The 23,477-nt window shown below is 73.7% G+C and carries 23 protein-coding genes; 15 read left to right on the top strand and 8 right to left on the bottom strand.

Going from position 1 to position 23,477, the window contains the following annotated elements; genetic code table 11:
- Positions 1-127 precede the first annotated feature (127 nt).
- The 3 genes from CP982_RS14890 to CP982_RS14900 all read left to right on the top strand — a co-directional run bounded on the left by CP982_RS14890 (position 128) and on the right by CP982_RS14900 (position 2,537).
- Positions 128-643 carry an NUDIX domain-containing protein gene (locus tag CP982_RS14890; RefSeq protein WP_170316428.1) on the top strand — a complete coding sequence of 172 codons (516 nt, stop codon included), beginning with the start codon at positions 128-130 and terminating at the stop codon, positions 641-643.
- 500 nt (positions 644-1,143) lie between these two features.
- Positions 1,144-1,584 (top strand): glycine-rich domain-containing protein, encoded by a 441-nt coding sequence (locus CP982_RS14895; protein ID WP_150515487.1) that lies wholly within the window; start codon positions 1,144-1,146, stop codon positions 1,582-1,584.
- Between the two features lie 95 nt (positions 1,585-1,679).
- Positions 1,680-2,537: a protein kinase family protein gene (locus CP982_RS14900; protein ID WP_372503360.1), complete on the top strand. Its 858-nt coding sequence runs from the start codon at positions 1,680-1,682 to the stop codon at positions 2,535-2,537.
- A 14-nt stretch (positions 2,538-2,551) separates the two neighbouring features.
- Here CP982_RS14900 and CP982_RS14905 read toward each other — a convergent pair whose 3' ends face one another.
- Entirely contained in the window at positions 2,552-2,833 is a 282-nt protein-coding gene (locus CP982_RS14905; RefSeq protein ID WP_150510987.1) for a GntR family transcriptional regulator, read from the bottom strand.
- Positions 2,834-3,382: 549 nt separating this feature from the next.
- Here CP982_RS14905 and CP982_RS14915 point away from each other — a divergent pair.
- Positions 3,383-3,604: a hypothetical protein gene (locus CP982_RS14915; protein ID WP_150510989.1), complete on the top strand. Its 222-nt coding sequence runs from the start codon at positions 3,383-3,385 to the stop codon at positions 3,602-3,604.
- Positions 3,605-3,739: 135 nt separating this feature from the next.
- Positions 3,740-4,183 carry a DUF732 domain-containing protein gene (locus CP982_RS14920; protein WP_150510990.1) on the top strand — a complete coding sequence of 148 codons (444 nt, stop codon included), beginning with the start codon at positions 3,740-3,742 and terminating at the stop codon, positions 4,181-4,183.
- 194 nt (positions 4,184-4,377) lie between these two features.
- On the opposite strand, the gene dnaG is transcribed toward CP982_RS14920, so the two are convergent.
- The 4 genes from dnaG to CP982_RS14940 all read right to left on the bottom strand — a co-directional run bounded on the left by dnaG (position 4,378) and on the right by CP982_RS14940 (position 9,908).
- Complete coding sequence (dnaG, locus tag CP982_RS14925; protein ID WP_150510991.1) at positions 4,378-6,276, bottom strand: DNA primase; 1,899 nt, start codon at positions 6,274-6,276, stop codon at positions 4,378-4,380.
- Positions 6,277-6,369: 93 nt separating this feature from the next.
- Positions 6,370-7,632 carry an NAD(P)/FAD-dependent oxidoreductase gene (locus CP982_RS14930; RefSeq protein ID WP_150510992.1) on the bottom strand — a complete coding sequence of 421 codons (1,263 nt, stop codon included), beginning with the start codon at positions 7,630-7,632 and terminating at the stop codon, positions 6,370-6,372.
- Between the two features lie 118 nt (positions 7,633-7,750).
- Positions 7,751-9,091 carry a deoxyguanosinetriphosphate triphosphohydrolase gene (locus CP982_RS14935; RefSeq protein ID WP_150510993.1) on the bottom strand — a complete coding sequence of 447 codons (1,341 nt, stop codon included), beginning with the start codon at positions 9,089-9,091 and terminating at the stop codon, positions 7,751-7,753.
- A gap of 46 nt (positions 9,092-9,137) precedes the next feature.
- A complete protein-coding gene (locus tag CP982_RS14940) occupies positions 9,138-9,908 on the bottom strand; it encodes a sirohydrochlorin chelatase (RefSeq protein WP_150510994.1) in 771 nt (256 codons plus the stop codon).
- Between the two features lie 163 nt (positions 9,909-10,071).
- On the opposite strand from CP982_RS14940, the gene CP982_RS14945 reads away from it, so the two are divergent.
- Complete coding sequence (locus tag CP982_RS14945; protein WP_150510995.1) at positions 10,072-12,225, top strand: molybdopterin oxidoreductase family protein; 2,154 nt, start codon at positions 10,072-10,074, stop codon at positions 12,223-12,225.
- On the opposite strand, the gene CP982_RS14950 is transcribed toward CP982_RS14945, so the two are convergent.
- A complete protein-coding gene (locus tag CP982_RS14950; RefSeq protein WP_150510996.1) occupies positions 12,188-12,628 on the bottom strand; it encodes a gamma-glutamylcyclotransferase family protein in 441 nt (146 codons plus the stop codon). The genes CP982_RS14945 and CP982_RS14950 overlap by 38 nt on opposite strands.
- The gene (gene cutA, locus CP982_RS14955; RefSeq protein ID WP_150515489.1) at positions 12,625-12,930 is read right to left on the bottom strand and encodes a divalent-cation tolerance protein CutA; all 306 of its coding nucleotides are present in this window, start codon (positions 12,928-12,930) and stop codon (positions 12,625-12,627) included. The genes CP982_RS14950 and cutA overlap by 4 nt, the downstream gene beginning before the upstream one ends.
- A 262-nt stretch (positions 12,931-13,192) precedes the next feature.
- On the opposite strand from cutA, the gene CP982_RS14960 reads away from it, so the two are divergent.
- Both CP982_RS14960 and CP982_RS14965 read left to right on the top strand, forming a co-directional pair.
- Positions 13,193-13,924, top strand: coding sequence for a hypothetical protein (locus CP982_RS14960; protein ID WP_150510997.1), 732 nt, complete (start codon positions 13,193-13,195; stop codon positions 13,922-13,924).
- The gene (locus CP982_RS14965) at positions 13,921-15,255 is read left to right on the top strand and encodes a sensor histidine kinase (RefSeq protein ID WP_229879541.1); all 1,335 of its coding nucleotides are present in this window, start codon (positions 13,921-13,923) and stop codon (positions 15,253-15,255) included. The genes CP982_RS14960 and CP982_RS14965 overlap by 4 nt, the downstream gene beginning before the upstream one ends.
- Positions 15,256-15,280: 25 nt before the next feature.
- Here CP982_RS14965 and CP982_RS14970 read toward each other — a convergent pair whose 3' ends face one another.
- Entirely contained in the window at positions 15,281-15,916 is a 636-nt protein-coding gene (locus tag CP982_RS14970; protein WP_150510998.1) for an NADPH-dependent FMN reductase, read from the bottom strand.
- Between the two features lie 63 nt (positions 15,917-15,979).
- On the opposite strand from CP982_RS14970, the gene soxR reads away from it, so the two are divergent.
- The 7 genes from soxR to nirD all read left to right on the top strand — a co-directional run bounded on the left by soxR (position 15,980) and on the right by nirD (position 23,439).
- Complete coding sequence (gene soxR, locus CP982_RS14975; RefSeq protein ID WP_150510999.1) at positions 15,980-16,438, top strand: redox-sensitive transcriptional activator SoxR; 459 nt, start codon at positions 15,980-15,982, stop codon at positions 16,436-16,438.
- Between the two features lie 49 nt (positions 16,439-16,487).
- The gene (locus CP982_RS14980; RefSeq protein WP_150511000.1) at positions 16,488-17,309 is read left to right on the top strand and encodes an aminotransferase class IV; all 822 of its coding nucleotides are present in this window, start codon (positions 16,488-16,490) and stop codon (positions 17,307-17,309) included.
- A 204-nt stretch (positions 17,310-17,513) separates the two neighbouring features.
- Positions 17,514-18,059, top strand: coding sequence for a hypothetical protein (locus tag CP982_RS14985; RefSeq protein WP_150511001.1), 546 nt, complete (start codon positions 17,514-17,516; stop codon positions 18,057-18,059).
- Positions 18,060-18,168: 109 nt separating this feature from the next.
- Positions 18,169-18,816 (top strand): class F sortase, encoded by a 648-nt coding sequence (locus CP982_RS14990; RefSeq protein ID WP_150511002.1) that lies wholly within the window; start codon positions 18,169-18,171, stop codon positions 18,814-18,816.
- 498 nt (positions 18,817-19,314) lie between these two features.
- Positions 19,315-20,547 (top strand): NAD(P)/FAD-dependent oxidoreductase, encoded by a 1,233-nt coding sequence (locus CP982_RS14995; RefSeq protein ID WP_150511003.1) that lies wholly within the window; start codon positions 19,315-19,317, stop codon positions 20,545-20,547.
- A gap of 1 nt (position 20,548) precedes the next feature.
- Positions 20,549-23,095 (top strand): nitrite reductase large subunit NirB, encoded by a 2,547-nt coding sequence (nirB, locus tag CP982_RS15000; RefSeq protein WP_150511004.1) that lies wholly within the window; start codon positions 20,549-20,551, stop codon positions 23,093-23,095.
- A complete protein-coding gene (nirD, locus tag CP982_RS15005; RefSeq protein WP_150511005.1) occupies positions 23,092-23,439 on the top strand; it encodes a nitrite reductase small subunit NirD in 348 nt (115 codons plus the stop codon). The genes nirB and nirD overlap by 4 nt, the downstream gene beginning before the upstream one ends.
- The last annotated feature ends 38 nt before the right edge of the window (positions 23,440-23,477 follow it).

The following is a 23,477-nucleotide window of genomic DNA, read 5'->3' on the forward strand; positions in this document are numbered from 1 at the left end:
TCCGATCATCTGGCCCCGGTTGGAAGTGCCAAGGTTTACCACCCCCTAAGACGCTACCCCCGATACGCCTCCGGGAGTTTGCTGTGTGCCCAACTCCCCTATGAACCATCGAATTTGGAGGTGCCTGATGGCACACGCCGACGTTGACCAGGCCAACCCGCCTGCACGGCGTATCGGATGCGTGGTCTTGATCCGGAACCGGTCCGGAGATGTGCTCATGGTCAAGCCCACGTACAAGCACGCCGACAGCAAGCAAGGGTGGCAACTCCCCGGAGGCGGCGCGCATCAGGGCGAGGGCATCGCTGCGGCGGCTGTCCGTGAGGTGAAGGAGGAGACCGGGCTTACGGTCAAGGTCTCTCACGCGGTCTGTATCGATCAGGTGCCTGCGAGCGAAGACGGTTCGAGCGCCGAGGGGGTGAACCTTGTGTGCGATGGGGGCACAGTGCTGCACGAGCAAGCCGTAACCGTGACCGTGCCGGAGAGCGCAAGGGCGGAACTCTCCGAGGTGCGATGGGTCGCCATGGGCGAGCTGGACGAGTTGGCGTTCCCCTATCAGGTGGCCCGCGTCCGCAACGCCGTGCGCGCCGCTGAGTTCGGAATGCGGCTGCCGCTGTACCGGCTCGGCGAGGCTGCATCCGCTTAGACGCAAAGCTCCGTTCGGGTGCGCTCCGTCGGTGAGGTGTACCCGAACGGTCCGGCTCCGCTCTCAGCGGCTAGCCCCTACTGCCCAGACCCCGCGCCGGGGCTGCCGCAGGGAGCGGAGCCCACAAGACCCGCCGCACTCGTTTTTTCATGCAGCTGTACGAGTGCGCCATGACCCGACCGTACGGCCCTGGTGAGCGTGGCTGTCGGGTCAGCAGCGGCCCCCGACCCCCCGTGCGAGTACAGCTCTGTCGGAGGCCGCTGTGCGGCAGACCCGCCCCGCTCTCCCACAGCACGCCGCCCATGACCAAGGGCAAGGGAGCGCGTGGGCTGCCGCCCGACCTGCCTTCAGGGACCGGCAGGGACGGGCGCGCCCCGGCTAGCGCTGTTCGTGTGGGGCGCTAGTCGGGGCCCACGACCCCATCCGGCTGTGCTCATGCGCAACCACGGCCGGATGGAACAGCAAGCGCCGTGCACCACTCCAACAAGGAGGCACACGCAATGACCGCAACAACGATTGATCTGCGGACCGGCCGCGCGCTCGTCGACGACGACCTCTTCAGCAGCGTCGCGCACTTTGTGCACGTCCACAGCGGACAGCCGATGGGGCGAGCGGAGCACATCGTCGACCAGGCGTTGGCGTTCGTCTTCACCGCGGCGACAACGACCGTGAACATGGTCCCGTCCGATGACGTGGACCTCGGCTTGCACGCGTTCATCTTGCACACCGAGGCGTACGCCGAGTTCTGCGACAGGCACGCAGGGCGCTTCCTGCACCACAACCCCGCCCCCGGTGCGGGCGGTCGAACGCTCGAAGCGGTCACCGCTTCCGTGCACGCCATGAAGGCCGCTGGTTTCGCGATCCGGGATGAACTGTGGACCGTAAACAGCGAGAGTGCCGCGCAGTGCGATGCGGACTGCGGACGCCCGTACGGCAAGTGATCAGACCGCCGGAGTAGCGTCCGGCCCATCACATGTGGCAGAGCCGATCCGGGGGGATTCCGCGGGTCGGCTCTGCCCTGTTGAAAGGACTGTGAGTGTCAGCCCCCGAACCCCGCCAGATTCCCGCCCCGGTCTCCGCAATGCTGGACCCCTCTGAGTCACGGGTCGTCGTGGACCGGCGCGGCTCCACCGTGTGGCACGTTCGCACGCAGGACGCCGAGTACGCCGTGAAGCTCGGTTACCCCATCGAAGCAACCGCCGACTGGCCTGCCGCGGAATGGACGGCTCGCGCCCCCGCTCGGGAAGGCGCGGTGCTACAGCACCTTGGGAGCGCGGCGGCGCACTACGGGGTGTGGGAGCAAGGCACGTGGAACGTGCAGCCGTGGCACACGGGCAGCGACCTGTACGCATTGTGGAAGCCACATCGCACCCGACACGGCATGTCGCGCCCCCCGGTGCGTGACGCACTCGCGTCGGCGCGTGCCCTCGCCGAGCTGCACGACAGAGGGTGCATTCACGGGGACGTGCAGCCCATGCATTTCATCCTCGGCGAGGAGCCGGCGAGCGCCACTCTCATTGACTTGGCCCTGGTGCGCGGCGCCACCGTGCCGCAGCGGTTCGACTTTCCGTACCCCGGGTGTCTCGTCCACTACGAGGCACCAGAGATCTCCCGCAGCGTGCTCGAACGCGGCGAGGCGGAACCGACGCAGGAAGCGGACGTGTACGGATTCGGTGCATCGCTGCTCATGGCGGCCACAGGGTGGCGACATGTCGAGTACCCAGACACAGCCCCCCGCGCAGAACAGCGGCGATACATCGTGGAGAGGACACACCGCCCGGTGAACATCGCGGGCATGCTGGGGTGGCTCGTCAACGACATGCTTCGCCCCGACTCGCGCGACAGGCCAACCATGTCCGAGGTGTGCAAGACCCTGGAAGAAACCAGCCCGTAAGGCTGGTCAGCTAGCTACTCGCTGTCCTGGTGCCCGTCCTCGCGGGCGGGCTCCGCAGGATCGACCACGAACGTCCCCTTGCCCCACTCGGTCCGGACGATCCCGCGTTCCCGCAGAACGCGCACCGCTCGGCGGGCCGTTTCGCGCGCGACCTTGAACCGCTCACATAGTTCGGACTCGGATGGGATGCGCTCACCATGCTTGATCCGCCCATCCCGAATGTCCGCGCTCGGGGCATCAAGCACCCGCATGTACGGGGCGTACGGCGCGTGAGGATCGCTCGGGCGTTCAGGCATGGGGAGAGCGTAGACACCAGGCCAATCTCAGGCGACTTAGACGGGTAGCCCTGTTAGACAGGTAGACGAGTTAGACGAGTTGCGTCTAGCGTCGCCCCGAAAACCAGAAGCGCCCCGACAGACCGATTAGGCCCGGTCCATCGGGGCTTGCCGAGACAGCTTTCGAGGAGCTGAAACGACCGTGCGTGATGCTATCGCCCGCACCCTGTCTTGGGTGCTCGCCTTACTGCCCCGAGCCCGCCGCGCCAAGCCGGGACGCCACACCGCCAAATTCCTTCTCCGTCGGCGAGGCTCCGACAGGCAGCCCACCCCACCGTTGCAGCCGACCCCTGCCCCCCTGCGGCAGCCCGCACCCGAGTCCGCTTCCGCTGCTGCCTGGCGTACACCCTGGCGGGCACCGAGCGCCGAGACGGTCCGGAAGATCTTCGAACAACGCCCCGATCTGCCCTACCTGCAACGCGAGCGGTGGCGCGCGGCAGCATTCGCAGAACTCGGCTTGGACTACGACCACCCCACCACCAACATCACTCCCGTCCGGCGGGTGACCACATGACCCCCGACGGAGTCACAAACGAGCCCACCACCCCCACACGGCCCGTGCTCGGCATCTGCGAGCACTGGACCACAGCCCCCGTCCCTGTGGGTGAGATTCCGCGTGCGAGTGGCGGAGGCTGGCACACCCACTACGTGTGCCCCGACTGCGTGCACCTGTACGGGCCGCTCGCGCAGTGGGACGAGCTGCCCGCGATGCGCTGGACGACTCGGCGCTAGGCACCCCTAGCCGCAGGACTCGGCCCCGCTCGGCTGCTCTGTCGGGCGGGGCCCGTCTTGTGTCTGAAGTGCGCTCACAGTGTGTAGGCCACGTGATAGGCATGAGTGATCTTGCTTGAGATCAGGGGAGGGATCATGAAGCGAAAGACGCGTAACTGGGTGATCGGCGGTGCAGCGCTGTTCGTCATCGGTGCTGTGGGGTCGCTGTTTCAGGACGACGACAGCGGCGAGGCGGAAGCCAAGCCCAAGCCGTCCGTCACGGAGTCCGTGAAGAAGGAGAGCAAGCCCGAGGAGAAGCCGTCTAAGCCCGCTGCGGGCGGTGGCATCCCCTCGCCGGACCCCGCGCAGACAGCGAGGCTGATATGCGCTCTGCGGACCATTGAGCCCGGCCTAGTCGCTAAGGAAGACCGCGCGGTGGACCGGGCCCGCAACGTGTGCTCGGACATCAAGGCGGACAAGGGCACCGCCACGGTGCGAGCGAACGTGAAGCTTCGGTACGAGGGGGGCACCGTACCGAGCCTGACCGACGAGCAAGCCGGACAGGTCGTGACCGCCATTAGGTCGTCGTTCTGCAACTGATCAGGACAGAGATCAGCCCCGTTCGGCCAAGGTCCGGACGGGGCTTCTCCATGCTCTGACCAGGCACTACCCTCAGAACTCCTACTAACGAGCATCGGGGCTTCCCGAACAAGGGGGCTCCGCCCCCCTTGGACCCCCGCCAATCGGCGCTCCGCGCCTCGTCCTCAAACGCCGGACGGGCTACGAACAGCCCCTCAGAGGGCCGCCGCGCCCCGTTCGCGCAGGGCGCGGGCGTACTGCTGGAGGATCCACAACTCGTTCTGGACCGCGGTGAGTTGTTCGGGGTCGCCGTGGCTGCCGCTAAGGCGGGTGAAGGTGCCCTGGACGTCGCGGATGCGCCGGTCGACGGCCCGCAGCCGCACGGTGACCAGCTGCTCCCCCGCGTACGCCTCGTCGACCGTGCGGCGCATGATCGCCTCCACGGCCAGCTCCGTGACCATGGCGCGGACCACGTCGTCGGGCGCGGCGTCGCGCACGCGGACGAGGTACTCCTGCGGGTCCTGGATGCCGAACTCGGCGCCGCCCGCCTCCAGGACGGCCTGGCGCACGGCCGCGTACGGCGCGGCCGTGAACTCGTCCACGCCGTACGCGTCGAAGGCCGGGGAGACGAGCTCCGGGCGCTGGAGGGCGAGCTTGAGGAGCTCGCGCTCGGTGGCGTAGACGGGGTTGCGGAGGTTCAGGGCGGGTCCCGAGGGGCCCGTGGGCGCGGCCTGGGCGACCGTCTGGGGGCCGCGCTGCGGCGCGGGGCCCTTGCCGCCGCGCTCCCGCGCCCAGCGGGCGAGCTGGGCGACGCGCTTGACGACGAACTGCGTGTCGAGGATGCCGAGCATGCCCGCGAGCTGCACGGCGACCTCATGCTGCGCGCCGGTGTTCTTGATCCGGGCGACGACGGGCGCGGCCTCGTCGAGGGCGGCGGCGCGGCCCGCCGGGGTCTCCAGGTCGTAGCGGGCGACGATCTGGCGGAGCGCGAACTCGAAGAGCGGCGTGCGGGGTTCGACGAGGTCGGTGACCGCGGAGTCGCCCTTGGCCAGGCGCAGGTCGCAGGGGTCCATGCCGTCGGGCGCGATGGCGATGTACGTCTCGGCGGCGAACTTCTGGTCGTCCTCGAAGGCGCGCAGGGCCGCCTTCTGGCCCGCCGCGTCACCGTCGAACGTGAAGATCACCCGCGCCGAGCCGTTGTCCATCAGAAGGCGTCGGAGGATCTTGATGTGGTCGCCGCCGAAGGCGGTGCCGCAGGTCGCGATGGCCGTGGGCACCCCGGCGAGGTGGCAGGCCATGACGTCGGTGTAGCCCTCGACGACGACGGCCCTGCTGGACTTGGCGATCTCCTTCTTGGCGAGGTCGATGCCGTACAGGACCTGGGACTTCTTGTAGATCGGGGTCTCGGGCGTGTTCAGGTACTTCGGGCCGTTGTCGTCGTCGCGGAGCTTGCGGGCGCCGAAGCCGACGACCTCGCCGCCGATGTCCCGGATCGGCCACATGAGGCGGCCCCGGAAGCGGTCGATGGGGCCGCGCCTGCCCTCCTGGGAGAGGCCGGAGAGGGTCAGCTCCTTGTCGGTGAAGCCCTTGCCGCGCAGGAAGCGGGTCAGGTGGTCCCAGCCCGCCGGGCTGTAGCCGACGCCGAAGTGCGCGGCCGCGGCCTGGTCGAAGCCGCGCTCGGCGAGGAACTTGCGGCCGATCTCGGCCTCGGCGGACTCCAGCTGGGCCGTGTAGAACTCGGCGGCCGCCTTGTGCGCCTCGACCAGGCGGATGCGCTCGCCGCGCTGGTGGGAGGGGTTGTACCCGCCCTCCTCGTAGCGCAGGGTGATGCCCGCCTTGGCGGCGAGGCGCTCCACCGCCTCGGAGAAGGTGAGGTGGTCGACCTTCATCACGAAGGTGAGGGTGTCGCCGCCCTCCTGGCAGCCGAAGCAGTGGAAGAGGCCCTTGCTGGGGCTGACCTGGAACGACGGGGACTTCTCGTCGTGGAAGGGGCACAGGCCCTTGAGGTTTCCGCCGCCCGCGTTGCGCAGCTGGAGGTACTCGGACACCACGGCGTCGATCGGGACCGCGTCCCGAACCGCCTTCACATCCTCGTCATTGATCCGCCCAGCCACGCAGGAATTCTACGGCCCCGGGAGCGGGCGCCGGAGCGGACCGGGGGACGGACCGCGGGACGGACCGCGGGTGCGCGGCCCGTCCCGCGGTGATCAGCCCAGGAGCGACGTCAGCGGCCGGGACGGGTCGGCCAGGGCGTCCGGGTCGGGCCGGGCGCCCGCGCGGACGAGCTTCTGGATGACCTCCGTGACGTCCCACACATTCACGTTCATCCCGGCCAGGACCTGGCCCTCGCGCAGCCAGAAGGCGATGAACTCGCGCTTGCCCGCGTCGCCGCGGATCACCACCTGGTCGTACGTGCCCGGGGGCGCCCAGCCCGAGTACTCCAGGCCGACGTCGTACTGGTCGGAGAAGAAGTACGGGACGCGGTCGTAGGTGACCTCCTCGCCGAGCATGGCGCGGGCGGCGGCCGGGCCGCCGTTCAGGGCGTTGGCCCAGTGCTCGACGCGCAGGCGGGTGTCGAAGAGCGGGTGCCGGACGGCGGCCACGTCCCCGGCGGCGTAGATGTCGGGGTCGGAGGTGCGCAGGCTGATGTCCACGGCGATGCCGCCGCCGTCCGCGCGGTCGACGAGGGCGAGGCCCGCGGACTCCGCGAGGGCGGTGCGCGGGGCGGCGCCGATGGCAGCGAGCACGTCGTGCGCCGGGTGCTCCTCGCCGTCGTCCGTGCGGGCGGCGAGGACCATGCCGTCCTGGCCGATGATCTCGGTGAGGCGGGCCCCGAAGTGGAAGCGGACGCCGTGCTCGGCGTGCAGGTCGGCGAACATCTGGCCGACCTCGGGGCCGAGCACGGAGTGCAGCGGGGTCGGCTCGGGCTCGACGACCGTGACCTCCGCGCCGTACTCCCGGGCTGCCGCGGCGACTTCGAGGCCGATCCAGCCGGCGCCCGCGATCACCAGGTGGCCGTTGTCGCGGCCGAGCGCGGCCAGGACGTGGCGCAGGCGGTCGGCGTGGGCGAGGCGGCGCAGGTGGTGCACGCCCGCGAGTCCGGTGCCGGGCACGTCCAGGCGGCGGGGCTCGGCGCCGGTGGCGAGCAGCAGCTTGTCGTAGCGGATGACGGTGCCGTCGCCGAGCCGGACGGTGTGCGCGGCGCGGTCTATGGCGACGACGGTCTGGCCCAGGTGCAGTTCGACGTCCGCCTGCGCGTACCACGCGGGCTCGTGGACGAAGACGCTGTCGCGGTCCTCCTTGCCGAGGAGGTACCCCTTGGAGAGCGGCGGGCGTTCATACGGGTGGTCGCGCTCGTCACCGATGAGGATCACCCGGCCGGTGAAGCCCTCGGCGCGCAGCGTCTCCGCCGCTTTCGCACCCGCGAGACCTCCTCCGACGATGACGAACGTCTGATCCGCGTCGACCACTTGATGCCTCCTCGAAACCTTTAAGTCCACTGGGAGAGTCCCGCACGCAGCGTGATGGCGGAAGGGGCTGTACCCCAATCCGGCCACTTTCCGTCACATCCCGTGCTCACCTCCATGGTCACTCACCGCTGTGGGCATTCCGGTGCGGGGAGGTGAGCCGTGCGTGCAGGGAACGGGCGGCGGCGTCCGTGAGGGACGCGATCTGGTCGATGACGACGCGCTTGGCGGCGCGGTCGTCGGGCGCCGCGTCGTACAGGGCGCGGAACTGCGGGTCGAGCCCCTCGGGCGCGCGCCGGGTGAGCGCGTCGGCCAGCTCGGCGACGCAGACGCGCTGGTCGGCGCGGAGCCGGGTCTGGGCGGGGCGCTGCATGACGTAGCGGTCGGCGACGGCCTTGAGGACGGCGCACTCCAGGCGCGTCTCGCGCGGGACGACCAGCTCGGCGGCGTAGCGCGTGAGCGGGCCCGTGCCGTACCGCGCGCGGGTCGCGGTCTCGGCGGCGAGGCAGAAGCGGCCGATGAGCTGGCTGGTGGCGTCCTTCAGGCGGGCCTGGGCGACGGCGGACCCGTTGTAGCCGTGCGGCCACCACTCCTGGTCCTGGAGGCGGTCGAGGGCCGCGGCGAGTTCCTCGGGGTCGGTGTCCGCGGGGACGTAGCGGCCGATGGCGACCGCGTACACGTCCTGGCGCTCGGGTTCGGCGTGCAGCACGTTCGGATCGATGTGGCCCGCGTGCAGGCCGTCCTCCACGTCGTGCACCGAGTACGCGACGTCGTCCGACCAGTCCATGATCTGCGCCTCGAAGCAGGTGCGGTGGCCGGGGGCGCCCTCGCGGACCCAGTCGAAGACGGGCCGGTCGTCCTCGTAGACACCGAACTTCACGGAGTCCGGGTCGGTGGGGTGGGCGCCGCGCGGCCAGGGGTACTTGGTGGCGGCGTCCAGGGCGGCCCTGGTGAGGTTCAGGCCCACGCTGACCAGGTCGTCGGTGTCCGCGCTCCGTACGAAGCGCTTGGGCTCGATGCGGGTGAGCAGGCGCAGGGACTGGGCGTTGCCCTCGAAGCCGCCGCAGTCCTGGGCGAGGTCGTTCAGCGCCTGTTCGCCGTTGTGCCCGAAGGGCGGGTGGCCGAGGTCGTGGGAGAGGCAGGCCGTCTCCACCAGGTCGGGGTCGCAGCCGAGGGCGGCGCCCAGCTCGCGGCCGACCTGGGCGCACTCCAGGGAGTGGGTGAGGCGGGTGCGCGCGCTGGCGTCCCAGGCTTGGCTCTTGGTGCCGGGCGTGACGACCTGGGTCTTGCCCGCGAGGCGGCGCAGCGCGGCGGAGTGCAGGACGCGGGCGCGGTCCCGCTGGAAGGCGGTGCGCCCCGGCCGTTTGTCCGGCTCCGCGGCCCAGCGCTCGACGGCGGCGGCGTCGTAGGGAGAGGAGTACGCCGGGTGCTCGGTCTGCGCGTGCGGTGCGGTGCCTGCCATGCACCGACAGTAGACGCAGGCGCAGGCGGGGTGCGCCGCGGCCCCGTCAGGCGGGCGTCGGACGCAGCGGCGGCGCCGGGGCGGGCGCGGCGGAACACGCCTGGTCGTAGCGGTGCAGCAGGAGCGCGGCGAGAGCCGGGTGCGCGCCGAGCGGGGCGGCGGCCGGCCACGGCGTGGCGGCGGCGGCCTCGGCGGCGAACCGGCCGGGCGCGGTGAAGTAGGAGGCGACGGCGACGCGGCGGGCCCCGGCGGCGGCGAGGGCGCGCGCCGCGGCGGGCACGGAGGTGGGCGTCGCGGCGGTGGGCGCGGCGTAACCGGGGGTGACGGGGACGCCGAGGCGGCGGGCGAGCAGGGCGGCGGCGCGGCGGGTGTCGGCGGCGTACGCGGGGTCGCGGGAGCCCGCGGCGGCGAGGACGACGCCGTGGCCGCCGGTGGCTGCGGGCGCGGCGGGCCAGCCCGCTTCGGTGAGGCGGGCGTGCAGGGCCTCGGCGAGCAGCGGGTGCGGGCCGAGCGGGGCGGCGACGCGCGGGGCCGTCCACGGGTGCGCGGCGGCCGTCGCGGGGATGTCGTGCCGGGCGTGGTGACCGCGGCCGAGGAGGAGCGGTACGAGGACGGCGGGCCGGGCGCCCAGGGCGTCGAGGGTCTCGCTCAGGAGGGGCCGGGTGAGCTCTATGTGGGCCAGGCGGACGTCGAGGCCGGGGCGGCGTTCGCGGGTCGCTCGCAGGAGCGCGGTGGCTGTGGCCAGGGCGCGGGGGTCGCGGCTGCCGTGCGCTACCGCTACCAGGGCCGGGGCCGTGGCGGGGTGGGGCGTTTCCATGGGGTGAGGGTGGCGGGGGCGCGTTGCCTCGCTGTTGCGGGGCGGTTTCCGGCGTGGGCGCCTTTCGCCTCACAGGAGGCGCCGGGTCTCGTGGAGGTCCGCGTACCGCGGGCGTAACCCGCCGGGGCGGGGCGGGAAACACGCGCGGTGGAGGGTGGCGGGCATGCAGCCCTCCCGCCCCGTTCAGGCCGCCGCCCCCGGCACGGTCACGCCGACCCACTGTCCGTACTGCGCGCTCCAGTGCGGCATGGGGCTTGCGCGCGCGGGCGAAGGCGTGAAGGTTGTGGAGCGGCCCGCGTTCCCCGTCAACGGGGGCGCGCTGTGCGGCAAGGGCCGTACGGCACCCGCGGTGCTCTCCTCCCGGGTGCGCCTGACCGAGCCCCTCGTCCGATCCCACGCCACGGGCGGGCTCGTGCCGGCCACCTGGGAGGAGGCCCTGGACCGCGTGGCCGAGGGCCTGGCCCGCACGCGGGCGGCGTACGGCGCGGACGCGTGCGGGGTGTTCGGCGGGGGCGGGCTCACGAACGAGAAGGCGTACGCGCTCGGCAAGTTCGCGCGGGTGGTGCTCGGGACCTCGCAGATCGACTACAACGGGCGGTTCTGCATGTCGTCCGCCGCGGCGGCGGGGCAGCGGGCGTTCGGGGTCGACCGGGGCCTGCCGTTCCCGCTGGCGGACGTCGCCCGCACCGGGTGCGTGATCCTCGTCGGCTCGAACCTGGCGGAGACGATGCCGCCCGCGCTGCGCTACCTCACGGAGATGAAGGACAACGGCGGCTCGCTGATCGTCGTGGACCCGCGGCGCACCCGCACCGCCGAGCAGGCCGATCTGCATCTGGCGCCGCGCCCCGGCACGGACCTGGCGCTCGCCCTGGGCCTGCTGCACCTGGTGGTGGCCGAGGGGCACGTGGACGAGGAGTACGTCGCCGCGCGCACCAGCGGCTGGGAGGAGGCGCGGGCGGCGGCGATGGCGCACTGGCCGGAGCACGTCGAGCGGATCACGGGCGTGCCGGTGCCCCAACTGCGGGAGACGGTACGGCGGTTCGGCGCGGCCGAGCACGCCATGGTGCTGACCGCGCGCGGCCCCGAGCAGCAGGCGAAGGGCACGGACACGGTGGGCGCGTGGATCAACCTGTGCCTGGCGACGGGCAGGCCGGGGCGGCCGCTGTCCGGGTACGGCTGCCTGACCGGCCAGGGCAACGGGCAGGGCGGCCGTGAGCACGGCCAGAAGGCCGACCAGCTGCCGGGCTACCGCAAGTTGACGGACCCCGGGGCGCGGGCGCACGTGGCGGCGGTGTGGGGCGTGGACCCGGAATCGCTTCCGGGGCCCGGGCGTTCGGCATACGAGCTGCTCGACGCGCTCGGCGGGGACGTGCGGGCGCTGCTGCTCATGGGCTCCAACCCGGTGGTGTCGGCGCCCCGGGCCGCGCACGTGGAGCAGCGGATCAGGTCCCTGGACTTCCTGGCGGTCGCGGACGTGGTGCTCTCGGAGACCGCCGCGCTCGCCGACGTGGTCCTGCCGGTCACGCAGTGGGCCGAGGAGACCGGCACGGTGACGAACCTGGAGGGCAGGGTGCTGCTCCGCCGCAAGGCGGTGGACCCCCCGCCCGGGGTGCGCAGCGACCTCGACGTCCTGCACGGCCTCGCGGACCGGCTCGGCCACGGGAAGGGCTTCCCGACCGAGCCGGAGGAGGTCTTCGACGAACTGCGCCGGGCCAGCGCGGGCGGGATCGCGGACTACGCGGGCATCACGTACGAACGCCTCGCGGCGGGGAACGGCGAGGGGGTGTTCTGGCCTTGCCCGGAGGGGACGGAGGGGACGGAGGGGACGGAGACGGCCGGTGCGGCCGGTGTTCCGCACGCCGGGACGCCGCGGCTCTTTCTGGAGCGGTTCGCCACGGATGACGGGCGGGCGCGGTTCGTGGCGGTGGCGCACCGGGGCGCCGCCGAGGAGCCCGACGCGGAGTACCCCGTCCTGCTCACCACCGGGCGGGTGCTCGCCCAGTACCAGTCGGGGGCGCAGACGCGGCGCGTGGCCGAGTTGAACGCCGCCGCGCCGGGGCCCTTCGTGGAGCTCCATCCACGGCTCGCGGCCCGGGTCGGGGTGGCCGACGGGGACCCGGTCGCCGTGGTGTCGCGGCGCGGCCGGGCCACCGTGCCCGCCCGGGTCACGGCGGGCATCCGGCCCGACACCGTGTTCATGCCGTTCCACTGGCCCGGCGAGGGGCGGGCCAACGTGCTGACCCATCCCGCGCTCGACCCGGTGTCGCGGATGCCGGAGTTCAAGGTGTGCGCGGTGCGCCTGGAGGCGCCGGGGTGAGCCAGGCACCGCTCCGCAGCGGTGTCGCCGTGGCCCGCAGCCGCGCCGCCAGGGGCGGGGCCGCCACGTACACCCAGGCCGGCGTCGTCGTGCCGTCCTCGCGGACGACGTCGCGGGCCACGCGCAGATAGAGGCTGCGGGGGTCGCCGGGGACGTACTCCTCCAGGTGGTCCAGGTCGGCGAGCAGCCGCCGGTACGTCTCGGGGCGGGCGGTCACCAGGTCGCCGTGGACGGGGCCCGCGCCGGGGGCCCGGACCGCGTACGGGTAGCCGGGCCCGTCGTAGAGGACGGCGTCCGGGAGGCGGGCGGGCACGCACGTCAGGACGCGCCCGTACAGGAAGGCGTGGTTGCGCCCGCCCGGGCGCAGCGTTCCGTACACGAAGAACGGCAGCCGCTCGGTCACTCGGCGGTCTCCGCCGCGACCCAGCCGAGGTAGGCCGCGCTGCCCCGGGTCACGGGGGTGGCGATGATCTCCGGCGTCTCGTAGTCGTGGGCCTGGACCAGCCAGGACTCCAGGGCGGCGTACCGCTCGTCCGTCGTCTTCAGGAGGAGCTGCCACTCGCGGGCCGTCTCCAGGGCGCCTTCCCAGCGGTAGACGGAGGTGACCGGGCCGTTGATCTGGGCGCAGGCCGCGAGGCGGGCCTCGATGGCGCCGCGCGCCAGGGTGTCGGCCTTGTCGGCGGTGTCCGTGGTGGTCAGGACCATCAGGAAGGCGGGGGTGCTCGGTTCCGTCACGGCACGTGTTCCTCTCGTACGGGAAAGTCCTGCGCACCGTGAGGCTACCGGCCTGGCCGAAGGTCCCGAGCTGGGGGTTTTCGCGGCTTTGGTGACGACTGTTACACAACCTCCTGGTTCCTGTGATGCGTCCTTCCTACCGTCGACCCCAGGTGGCCGGTCCTGTGCCGCGTCCCGGTGCTTTCCTCGGCCCTGCCACCGCCAAGCCCCTCCGTCCTCCACCGGTCCCGCCATGACTCTGCGACTCCGCCTCTTCCTGGGCGCGCCCCTGGCCGTCCTGGCCGTCGTCGTGCTCTCCGCCTGCGGGGCAACGGACGGCCTCGACGCCGGTGAGCCCGCGCCGCCGGTGTCGGTGCAGCCGAGCCCCAAGCCGCTGTGGCCCGACTGGTCGGGCACGACACCGTCGGCGCCCGGTGCCGAGACCGCGACGAAGCTGCCGCCGCCCGAGCCGCTCGACGGCATCGGCGCACTCGGCTCCGGCGGGCTCGCGAAGCTCGACGTGCGCGAGCTGCTGCGCGCGGACCCGCGTCTGAAGACGCTCGCCGACCGGCCGATGATCAAGAAGCCGGGGCGCTCCGGCATCCGCCCGCCGCTGCTCGTCGACCTCTCCGGGGACGGCAGGCCCGAGCTGCTGCTCGCGATCGACCTGGAGAGCGGGCGCAGCGCGGTCGTCGTCTACGCCGAGCGCGGCGGCAAGGTCTACCCGGTGCTCTTCACCGCGGGCAGACGGATCTCGGTCGAGGTGATCGGCACCGATCTGCTGGTGCGCAGCCCCTGCGCCGACGGTGGCGAGCAGGCCGTGCGGTACCACTGGGACGGCAAGCGGATGTCCACGGTCAGCGACACCAAGAACTACAAGAAGCCGGACCGCTCCCCCGGCCCCGACGACCACGGCGACGGTCCCGCGTCGCCCACGCCGTCCGCCTCGCCCACGCCTTCGGGCCGCCCGGGAACCGGCTCGTGACGCCCGGACAGATCGACGGCGTGAACGGCCGCCCCCTCAAGCCGCGCCGCCTGCTCGCCGCGCTCAACACGCTCGGCCTGCGCTGGAAGATCGCCGCGCTGCTCGCCGCGGGCTGCGCGGTCGTGGCGGTGGCGATCGGCCTCCTCGTCCACCAGGCGCGGCTCGACCAGGTGGGCGCGAGCGCGCGCTCCGGGGCGTCCGGGCAGCTGGTGCGGGTGCGGCAGCTGTACGAGCTGACGGGGCAGGTCGACCACGACAGCACCCGGGACGGCACGCGGGCGGCCATCGACGCGCCCGGTCTGCCGGAGCCGCTGCGCGAGGCCGCGCTCGCCGGGCGGCGCAGCACGTATCTGGACATGGATTCCGCCGATCCGGCGGTGTGGGCGGCGCGCCCGGTCGGCGACCGGGTCCTGTCCGTACGGCTCCCGCTGCGCGAACAGGCCGACGAGATGGCCGAGTTCGACCAGCAGCTCCTGGTGTCGGGAGCCGTCGTCGTGGCGCTCGCCGCGCTCGGGGGCGCGGGCCTCGCCAGCCGGCTCAGCCGGGACCTGCGGGCCGCCGCGACCATCGCCCGCCGCATCAGCCAGGGCGACCTGGACGCCCGCATCGACCACCCGCTGCCGCCCGGCTTCCGGCACGGCCGCGACGAGGTCGCCGACCTGGCGACGGCCGTCGACACGATGGCCGCCTCGCTCCAGCGCCGCCTGGAGGCCGAGCAGCGGTTCACCGCGGACGTGGCGCACGAGCTGCGCACCCCGCTGACCGGCCTGCACACCGCCGCCGAGCTGCTTCCGCCGAGCCGTCCCACGGAGCTGGTGCGCGACCGCGTGTGCGCGCTGCGGGCGCTCACCGAGGACCTGCTGGAGGTGGCGCGGCTCGACGCGGACGTCGAGCGGCCCGACCTGGAAGTGCACCCGCTCGCCGCCCTGGTCGACTCCATGGTCCAACGGGGGCTCTTCGCGGGGCAGCCCACGGACCGCGGCGTACGGTTCGAGGGCGTCGGCGAGCGTCTCGTACGGACGGACGCGCGCCGCCTCGAGCGGATCCTGGCGAACCTCGTCGGCAACGCGCGCCGGCACGGCGGCGACCCCGTCGAGCTGAGCGTCGACGGGGCCGTGGTGACCGTGCGCGACCACGGGCCCGGCTTCCCCGAGCACCTGCTGCGCGAGGGCCCGCAGCGGTTCAAGACCGGCGCCCGCGAGCGCGGCCAGGGCACCGGGCTCGGTCTGACCATCGCGCTCGGCCAGGCGGCGGTGGTCGGCGCCCGCGTGGAGCTGGCCAACGCGCCGGACGGCGGCGCGGTCGCGGTCGTCCGCCTGCCGGAGGCCTGAGCCCCGGCGCGCGGGGCACACGGGATCAACTCCCGTACGGCCGGACCTCCTTGGCGGCGCGCAGCGCCCACGCCCACCACGCGAGCTGGTCCAGCATGGCCTTCGCGGCGGCGTCGGCGGCCGCGGGCTCCTTGTGGTTGCCCTCGTCGTCGAAGAGGGCGCCCGCGTTGTGGAAGGAGACGGTCTCGCGGATGGTGACGGCGTGCAGTTCGGCGAAGACCGGGCGCAGGTGCTCGACCGAGCGGAGGCCGCCGGAGAGCCCGCCGTAGGAGACGAACGCGATCGGCTTGGCCTGCCACTCGGGGTGGTGCCAGTCGATCAGGCTCTTCAGGGAGGCGGGGTAGGAGTGGTTGTACTCGGGGGTGAGGACGACGAACGCGTCGGCGGCGGCCAGCTTCGGCGAGACCTTGGCGAGTTCGGCGCGGGTCGCGGCGTCGGGCCGGTGCGAGAGGGACGTGGGCAGGTCGACGTCGGCCAGGTCGACGACGTCGATCTCGAAGCCCTGCTGCTCGCGCACGCGGCGCAGCAGCCACTCGGCGACGACCGGGCCGAAGCGGCCCTCGCGGTTGCTGCCGACGATCACGGCGAGCTTCACGGGCTTCGCGGCCGTGGCGGACAGGGCGGCGGCGGGGGACGGGGAGACATCCGTGGTGGTGTTCATGCGGCAAGCCTCTTAGTTAAACCATGGTTCAGGTCAAGCGGCTTCGGTGACTAATGTGTCGGCATGACCTCGCACCTCGCACCGGACGCCAAGGAAGCCACCGTCGGCGAGCTCGCCGAGCGCAGCGGAGTGGCACCTTCCGCCTTGCGCTTCTACGAGCGGGAAGGGCTCATCACCAGCCGCCGCACCACCGGCAACCAGCGCCGCTACAGCCGGGACACACTGCGCCGCGTGGCCTTCATCCGCACTTCGCAGCGGCTCGGCATCCCGCTGGCCACGATCCGCGAGGTGCTCGCCCTGCTCCCGGAGGACCGCACGCCGAACCGCGAGGACTGGGCCCGGATCTCCGAGTGCTGGCGGGCCGACCTCGACGGGCGCATCCGCACCCTCCAGCGCCTGCGCGACAACCTCACCGACTGCATCGGCTGCGGCTGCCTCTCGCTCGACAAGTGCGCCCTGTCGAACCCGTGGGACGAGCTGGCCGCGCACGGCCCGGGGCCGCGCCGCCTGATCGAGGACTGACCGCGCACCGCCCGTCCTGGCCGGTGATCACGTACGTACGGTGGTCCCCATGACGACATCGAACCCCGCCGCCCCCGAGCGCCTTGAGATCGACGGCGCCCCCGCCACCGCGGAGCAGCTGCGCGCACGCGCTCTCGACGGCTTCGGGCACTTCACCGCGATGCAGGTCAGGGGCGGCGCCGTGCGCGGGCTCGGGCTCCATCTGGACCGGCTCGACGCGGCGACCCGCGAGCTCTTCGACCAGGGCCTGGACGGCGACCGGGTCCGCGCGGCGATCCGGCACGCGCTCGCCGGGGACGGCACCGGGCGCGCGGAGCTCCGGGACGCCGCCGTGCGCGTCTACGTGCACGCCCCCGACGGCGAGCCGTCCCTGATGGTCACCGTCCGCGCGCCCGTCGAGCTGCCCGCGACCATGGCCGGACGGGCCCAGTCCCTGAAGTCCGTCCCGTACGTGCGCCCCGTCGCGCACCTCAAGCACCTGGGCGGCTTCGGGCAGACGTACCACCGGCGCGAGGCGGAGCGGCTCGGCTACGACGAGGCCCTGCTCACCGGGCCCGACGGCGCGATCAGCGAGGGCGCGGTGACGAACGTGGCCTTCTTCGACGGGCGCGAGGTCGTCTGGCCCGAGGCCCCGCACCTGGCGGGCATCACCATGCGCCTTCTCGAACCGCTGCTCGCGGAGGCCGGGCTTCCCACGCGCCGGGGTCCGGTGTTCCTGCGGGACCTGCCCGCGTACCGGGCCGCCTTCGTCACGAACTCCTGGGGCGTCTCCCCCGTCCGGCGCGTCGACGACCGGGACTTCCCCCTCGACGAGAAGCTCATGGCCACGGTGGCCGGCCTGTACGAGGACGCGCCCCTGGATGTGATCTGAGGCCGGGTCACCCATTCACAGGTGCCGCGCCACGCCTTCGCGGCCTTTCCGCCCGTACGCCGGTGACCTGCTGGAACGCGGCCGTCGCAGGGTCGGGGCACGGACCGGCGCGGCCTTTCTGATGGGGCTTCAGCAGGCGTGCGGGCCGCAGTGCACGTTACCTCTCAGGTGTGTCCCGTACGCGGCCCGACAGGAGCACGCCCCATGCGCACCGCCCGCCAGCTGACGACCACCGCCGCGCTCGCCGCCACCTCGGCGGTCCTGCTCGCGGGCCCCGCGTCCGCGGCGGGCGCGGGCGGCCTCGACATCTCGCCGTCGCCGGTGACGCCCGGCACCACGGTCACGGTGCGCACGGCGGCGTGCGGCGCGGACGGCACCGCCGCGGGCGACGCGAGCGCGGTGGGCGCGGGCACCTTCGCCCTCGCCTCCGCCGCGGGCGCGGCCGAGGCGTCCGGGCGGTTCGAGGTGCCGCCGTCGGCGCAGCCCGGGACGTACGAGATCGTGGCCCGCTGCTCGGGGTCCGCCGCCCGGGGCCGCCAGGTCGCGGGCGATCTGACGGTGACGCTCACCTCCACGGCGGCCGCGCGCGAGCAGCCGCCCGTCCATCCCAGGGGGCACGTGAAGACGGGGGTCGGCGGCGCGCTCGGTCCCGATCCCGTACAGACCGCGGCGGGCGTGGCGGCTCTCGCCGTCGCCGCCGCGGGCGGTACCTGGCTCCTGCATCGCCGGGCGAGAGGCGACAGGATCTGACGGACGCCCTCCGCAGTCCGCAGGTACCACCGTCCCCTCCCCGCCGCCGGACCGCCGTGTCCCTCGCGGCCGCGGCGGCGGGGAGGGGCCCGAACCCCGAGGGGACGCCATGGCAGGGAGCCCGCGCGCGGCCCGCGGCAAGGCCGGGACCGCGCTCATAGGGACCGTCACCGCGCTCGCCCTGTGCTCCGGCGCGTGGCTGTTGCACAGCGGCACGGCGGAGCGTCCGCCGCCGCAGCCGTCGGCCGCGCAGGCCTCCTCGCCGGAGGCGCGGTCGGCGCCCGCCGCGGCGCCGCTGCCACCCTCGCCGCCCGACCGCGTCCGGGCGCCCGCCATCGGCGTGGACGCGCCGCTGACGGGGCTCGGCCTGACCCGCCAGGGCAGCCTCGACGTGCCGCCGCCGCACCACGACAACCTCGCCGGGTGGTACGAGGCGGGCACCACGCCCGGCGAACGCGGTACGGCGATCGTCGCCGGGCACGTCGACAACGCGGACGGGCCCGCCGTCTTCTACCGCCTCGGCGCGCTCAAGAAGGGGCAGGTCATCGAGGTGGAGCGGCGCGACGGCACGGTCGCGCTCTTCGCGGTGGACGCCGTCGAGGTCTACGACGCGAAGGCCTTCCCCGACGAGAAGGTGTACGGGGCGGCCGCGCGGGCCGAGCTGCGGGTGATCACCTGCGGCGGGGCGTACTCGAAGCGCACGGGCTACCAGGGCAACGTGGTGGTCTTCGCCCACCTGACGGGCACGCGCCCCTAGCGCGGGCGCCTCCACCGGGGCTCTCTCCCACCCGCCCGCCCATGACTCCCCGGCTTCGTCGGCCCGGCCCCGACGCGGAGCGCTGCGGCCGGGAGGGCGGTCCCGCCGCTACCGCGGCGGCCTCTCCCACCCGCCCACCCGTGACACGTGGCTTCGTTGGCCCGGGTGGGGGCGGGTGGGCGGGACCACCCCGCGGCGCCGGAAGCCCCGGTTCCCGGGGGACACCGTGCATGACACCCGGCACCGTAGACCCGGGTGGGGGCGGGCGGGTGGGACCACCCTGCGGCGCCGGAGGCCACCGTTCCCCGGGGGAACACCGCCCATGCCCCCGGCCCCGCAAGCCCGGGCAAGGGCGGGTGGGTGGGACCGCCCCGCCGGGCCCCGCCGCGCGGCGCGGCTTCGCCTCACAGTGGGCACCGCCGGGGCCGGAGGGCACCGTTCCCCGGGGGAAACACCGTGGTGGCCGTCGGGTAACACCCGGCCCGCAGGCTGCGGAGCATGACCAGTCACTGCGGGAAGGGCCCGGCGCCGCGGGTCGTCGTGGTGGGGGCCGGGCTCGCCGGAGCCCGGCTCGCCGCCCGGCTCGGGGCGGACGCGCTGCTGATCGGGGAGGAACCGTACGCCCCGTACAACCGCGTCCTGCTCACGGACGTGCTCGCGGGCCGCCTCGCCCCCGAGGTGATCGCCCTGCCCGCCCCGGCCGCGCACCTGCGCACCCGCGCGGAGCGCATCGACCGCGCGGAGCGGGTGGTCGAGTGCGCGGACGGCTCCCGCGTGCCGTACGGGACGCTGGTGCTCGCCACCGGCGCGAACCCGGTCCTGCCCCCGCTGCGCGGCCTGTTCCCGCCGGGCGCCACCGAGCTGCCCGGCGGTGTGCACGCGTTCCGGACCCTGGACGACTGCCTGGCGCTCTCGGCCGCCGTGACGCCCGGCTGCCGCGCCGTGGTCATCGGCGGCGGCCTGCTCGGCGTCTGCGCGGCCCGCGCGCTCGCCGACCGGGGCGCCCGGGTCGTGCTCGCCCAGCAGGGCGACCGGCTGATGGAGCGCCAGCTCGACCCGGCGGCTTCAGCCCTGGTGCGCGAGCACCTGACGCGGCTCGGCGTGGAGGTGCACACCGAGTGCCGGGTGCGGGGCCTGCGACAGCACGACGGCGCCGTGACGGCCGTCGAGCTGGCGGACGGCTTCGTGCTCGACACCGAGCTGACCGTGCTCGCCTGCGGCGTCCGCCCCCGCGTCGGGCTCGCCCGCGCCGCGGGCCTCGACGTGCGCCGGGGCGTCGTCGTGGACGACGCCCTGCGGACCGGCGACCCCCGCGTCCACGCCATCGGCGACTGCGCCGAGCACGCGAGCCGCACCCCCTGTCTGGCCGCGCCCGCGCTCGACCAGGCCGACGCCCTCGCCGCGGCGCTCACCGCGCCGGAGTCCGCACGCCCGTACGCGGGCACCCGCTCGCTCACCCGCCTCACCCTCCCGCACGCCGAACGTCCCCTGGACGTCGCCGCGTTCGGGGAGCCCGACGCCCGCCCCGACGACGACGTGCTGCGGCTCGCGGACGCCACGCGCGGCACGTACCGCAAGGTCGTGGTGCGCGGCGACCGGCTCGTCGGCGGCGTCCTGCTCGGCGATCTCGCGGCGGTCGGCGCGCTCGCCCGCGCCTGGGAGGCGGACGAGCCGCTGCCCGACGACGGCGCCCCGCCGCTGCATCTGCTCACCCACGACGGAGGTCACTGACATGCCGCCCACCCTCGTCCTCGTCGGCCACGGCATGGTCGGCCAGCGCTTCCTCGAAGAGCTGGCCGAGCGCGGGGTCACCGCCACGCACCGCGTGGTGGTCCTGTGCGAGGAACCGCGCCCCGCCTACGACCGCGTCCAGCTCACCTCGTACTTCGCGGGCCGCACCCCGGACGAACTCTCCCTCACGGACCCGGAGTTCCTCACCCGGCACGGCATCGAGCTGCGCGTCGACGACCCGGTCGAGCACGTGGACCGGCGGGCCCGCACGGTCACCGCGCGCTCCGGCTTCACGGTGGCGTACGACACGCTCGTGCTCGCCACCGGCTCGTACCCCTTCGTGCCGCCGGTGCCCGGCAGGGACACCCCGGGCTGCTTCGTCTACCGCACCATCGAGGACGTCCTCGCCATCGAGGAGTACGCGACGAAGCACGCCACGACGGGCGCGGTGGTCGGCGGCGGACTGCTCGGCCTGGAGGCGGCGGGCGCGCTCCAGGGCCTCGGACTGACCACGCACATCGTGGAGTTCGCGCCACGGCTCATGCCCGCGCAGGTGGACGAGGGCGGCGGCGCCGCCCTGCTGCGCACCCTGACCGGGCGGGGGCTGAGCGTGCACACGGGCGTCGGCACACAGGAGATCGTCGCGTCGGACGAGGGCACCGTGGCGGCGATGCGCCTGTCCGACGGCTCGGAGCTCGCCACCGAGATGGTGGTGTTCTCCGCCGGTGTCCGCCCCCGCGACCAGCTGGCCCGCGACTGCGGCCTGCCGGTGGGCGAGCGCGGCGGGATCACCGTCGACGGCCAGTGCCGCACCGGCGACCCTGCGGTCTACGCCATCGGCGAGTGCGCGCAGGCCGCCGACGGGCGCGTGTACGGCCTGGTCGCCCCCGGGTACGAGATGGCGCGCACGGCCGCGGACGCCATCGCGTCCGGCACGGGGCAGGCCTTCACCGGCGCCGATCTGTCCACGAAGCTGAAGCTGCTCGGCGTGGACGTCGCGTCGTTCGGCGACGCGCACGGGGCCGCCGACGGCTGCCTCGACGTCGTCTACTCCGACTCGCGCTCGGGCACGTACAAGAAGCTGGTCGTCGGCGCGGGCGGGGAACTGCTCGGCGGCGTCCTCGTCGGCGACGCGGAGTCCTACGGCACGCTGCGCGCCCTGACGGGGCAGGTGCCGCCGGTCCCCGCCGAGCAGCTGGTCCTTCCCGCGGGCGCGGGCGAGTCGAAGGCGCTCGGCCCCGAGGCGCTGCCGGGCGACGCGGTGATCTGCACCTGCCACAACGTCACGAAGGCCGCGATCCAGGCCTGCGCGACGCTGCCCGAGGTGAGGAAGTGCACCAAGGCCGGTACGGGCTGCGGCAGTTGCGTGAAGCTCGTCGGGCAGCTCCTGCCGGACTCCGGCGACCGGGGGCTGTGCGGCTGCTTCCCGCACACCCGCGCCGAGCTGTACGAGATCGTCCGGGTCCGCCGCGTCACCTCGTACGCGCGGCTGCTCGACACCCACGGCCGGGAGGGCGCGCGCGGCGGCGAGGGCTGCGAGACGTGCAAGCCCGCCGTCGGCTCGATCATCGCCTCGCTCGCGCCCGCGATCGGCGTGGACGGCTACGTCCTCGACGGCGAACAGGCCGCACTCCAGGACACCAACGACCACTTCCTCGCCAACCTCCAGAAGAACGGCTCCTATTCGGTCGTGCCGCGCGTGCCCGGCGGCGAGATCACGCCGGAGAAGCTCATCGTGATCGGCGAGGTGGCACGGGACTTCGGGCTCTACACGAAGATCACGGGCGGGCAGCGCATCGATATGTTCGGGGCGCGGGTCGAGCAGCTCCCGCTGATCTGGGCGCGGCTCGTGGACGCGGGCTTCGAGTCCGGGCACGCGTACGGCAAGGCGCTGCGCACGGTGAAGTCCTGCGTCGGCTGGACCTGGTGCCGCTACGGCGTGCAGGACTCGGTGCGCATGGCCATCGACCTGGAGCTGCGCTACCGGGGCCTGCGCGCGCCGCACAAGCTGAAGTCGGCCGTGTCGGGCTGCGCGCGGGAGTGCGCGGAGGCCCGGTCGAAGGACTTCGGCGTCATCGCCACGTCGGGCGGCTGGAACCTGTACGTCGGCGGGAACGGCGGCGCGACCCCGCGCCACGGCGACCTCCTCGCACAGGACCTGGACGACGCCGAACTGGTGCGTCTGATCGACCGGTTCCTGATGTTCTACATCCGTACGGCGGACCGCCTGGAGCGCACCTCGACGTGGCTGGAGCGCATCGACGGCGGCGTCGAGCACGTGCGGGACGTCGTCGTCCACGACTCCCTTGGCCTCGGCGCGGAACTGGAGGCGCTGATGGCCGAGCACGTGACGCACTACCGCGACGAGTGGGCGGCCACCCTCGACGACCCCGAACGCCTCGCGCGCTTCGTGTCGTTCGTGAACGCGCCCGGCGCCCCCGACCCGACGGTGGCCTTCGTGCCGGAGCGCGAGCAGATCAAGCCCGACCTGCCCCTGCTGGCCATCGGCTCCCGCCGGGCCGCCGACCTGGAAGGAACCTCCGCGTGACGACGGCAACCGATACGAGCGTGCAGCTGCGGCTCGACGAGGGGTGGCTGACCGTGTGCGCCGCGTCCCGGCTCACGCCCGGGCGCGGGGTGGCCGTGCTGCTCCCCGACGGACGGCGGCAGGCGGCGCTGTTCCTCGACCGGGCACGGCGCCTGTACGCGATCGACAACCGCGACCCGTTCTCCGGCGCGACCGTGCTCTCGCGCGGCCTGCTCGGCTCGGCGGACGGCCGCGTCTTCGTGGCCTCGCCCCTGCTGAAGCAGCGCTTCGACCTGGTGACGGGGCAGTGCCTGGACGACGACGAGGTGCGGGTGGGGGTGTACGCGGCACGGCTCGGGGCCTAGTATTGGATCGCTCGGTCCAAAATGGGGCCGGGCCCCGC

The sequence above is a fragment of the Streptomyces spectabilis genome (genome assembly GCF_008704795.1).
Taxonomy (GTDB): domain Bacteria; phylum Actinomycetota; class Actinomycetes; order Streptomycetales; family Streptomycetaceae; genus Streptomyces; species Streptomyces spectabilis.

What these genes read in the sequence shown, in the direction of transcription:
- nirB (WP_150511004.1), top strand. Translation starts at nt 20,549, where the DNA reads ATGCCGCCCACCCTCGTCCTCGTCGGCCACGGCATGGTCGGCCAGCGC.
- CP982_RS14990 (WP_150511002.1), top strand. Translation starts at nt 18,169, where the DNA reads ATGGCAGGGAGCCCGCGCGCGGCCCGCGGCAAGGCCGGGACCGCGCTC.
- CP982_RS14915 (WP_150510989.1), top strand. Translation starts at nt 3,383, where the DNA reads ATGACCCCCGACGGAGTCACAAACGAGCCCACCACCCCCACACGGCCC.
- CP982_RS14970 (WP_150510998.1), bottom strand. Translation starts at nt 15,916, where the DNA reads ATGAACACCACCACGGATGTCTCCCCGTCCCCCGCCGCCGCCCTGTCC.
- CP982_RS14905 (WP_150510987.1), bottom strand. Translation starts at nt 2,833, where the DNA reads ATGCCTGAACGCCCGAGCGATCCTCACGCGCCGTACGCCCCGTACATG.
- CP982_RS14895 (WP_150515487.1), top strand. Translation starts at nt 1,144, where the DNA reads ATGACCGCAACAACGATTGATCTGCGGACCGGCCGCGCGCTCGTCGAC.
- CP982_RS14980 (WP_150511000.1), top strand. Translation starts at nt 16,488, where the DNA reads ATGACGACATCGAACCCCGCCGCCCCCGAGCGCCTTGAGATCGACGGC.
- CP982_RS14985 (WP_150511001.1), top strand. Translation starts at nt 17,514, where the DNA reads ATGCGCACCGCCCGCCAGCTGACGACCACCGCCGCGCTCGCCGCCACC.
- CP982_RS14945 (WP_150510995.1), top strand. Translation starts at nt 10,072, where the DNA reads ATGCAGCCCTCCCGCCCCGTTCAGGCCGCCGCCCCCGGCACGGTCACG.
- soxR (WP_150510999.1), top strand. Translation starts at nt 15,980, where the DNA reads ATGACCTCGCACCTCGCACCGGACGCCAAGGAAGCCACCGTCGGCGAG.
- CP982_RS14960 (WP_150510997.1), top strand. Translation starts at nt 13,193, where the DNA reads ATGACTCTGCGACTCCGCCTCTTCCTGGGCGCGCCCCTGGCCGTCCTG.
- cutA (WP_150515489.1), bottom strand. Translation starts at nt 12,930, where the DNA reads ATGGTCCTGACCACCACGGACACCGCCGACAAGGCCGACACCCTGGCG.
- CP982_RS14935 (WP_150510993.1), bottom strand. Translation starts at nt 9,091, where the DNA reads ATGGCAGGCACCGCACCGCACGCGCAGACCGAGCACCCGGCGTACTCC.
- CP982_RS14995 (WP_150511003.1), top strand. Translation starts at nt 19,315, where the DNA reads ATGACCAGTCACTGCGGGAAGGGCCCGGCGCCGCGGGTCGTCGTGGTG.
- CP982_RS14890 (WP_170316428.1), top strand. Translation starts at nt 128, where the DNA reads ATGGCACACGCCGACGTTGACCAGGCCAACCCGCCTGCACGGCGTATC.
- CP982_RS14940 (WP_150510994.1), bottom strand. Translation starts at nt 9,908, where the DNA reads ATGGAAACGCCCCACCCCGCCACGGCCCCGGCCCTGGTAGCGGTAGCG.
- CP982_RS14920 (WP_150510990.1), top strand. Translation starts at nt 3,740, where the DNA reads ATGAAGCGAAAGACGCGTAACTGGGTGATCGGCGGTGCAGCGCTGTTC.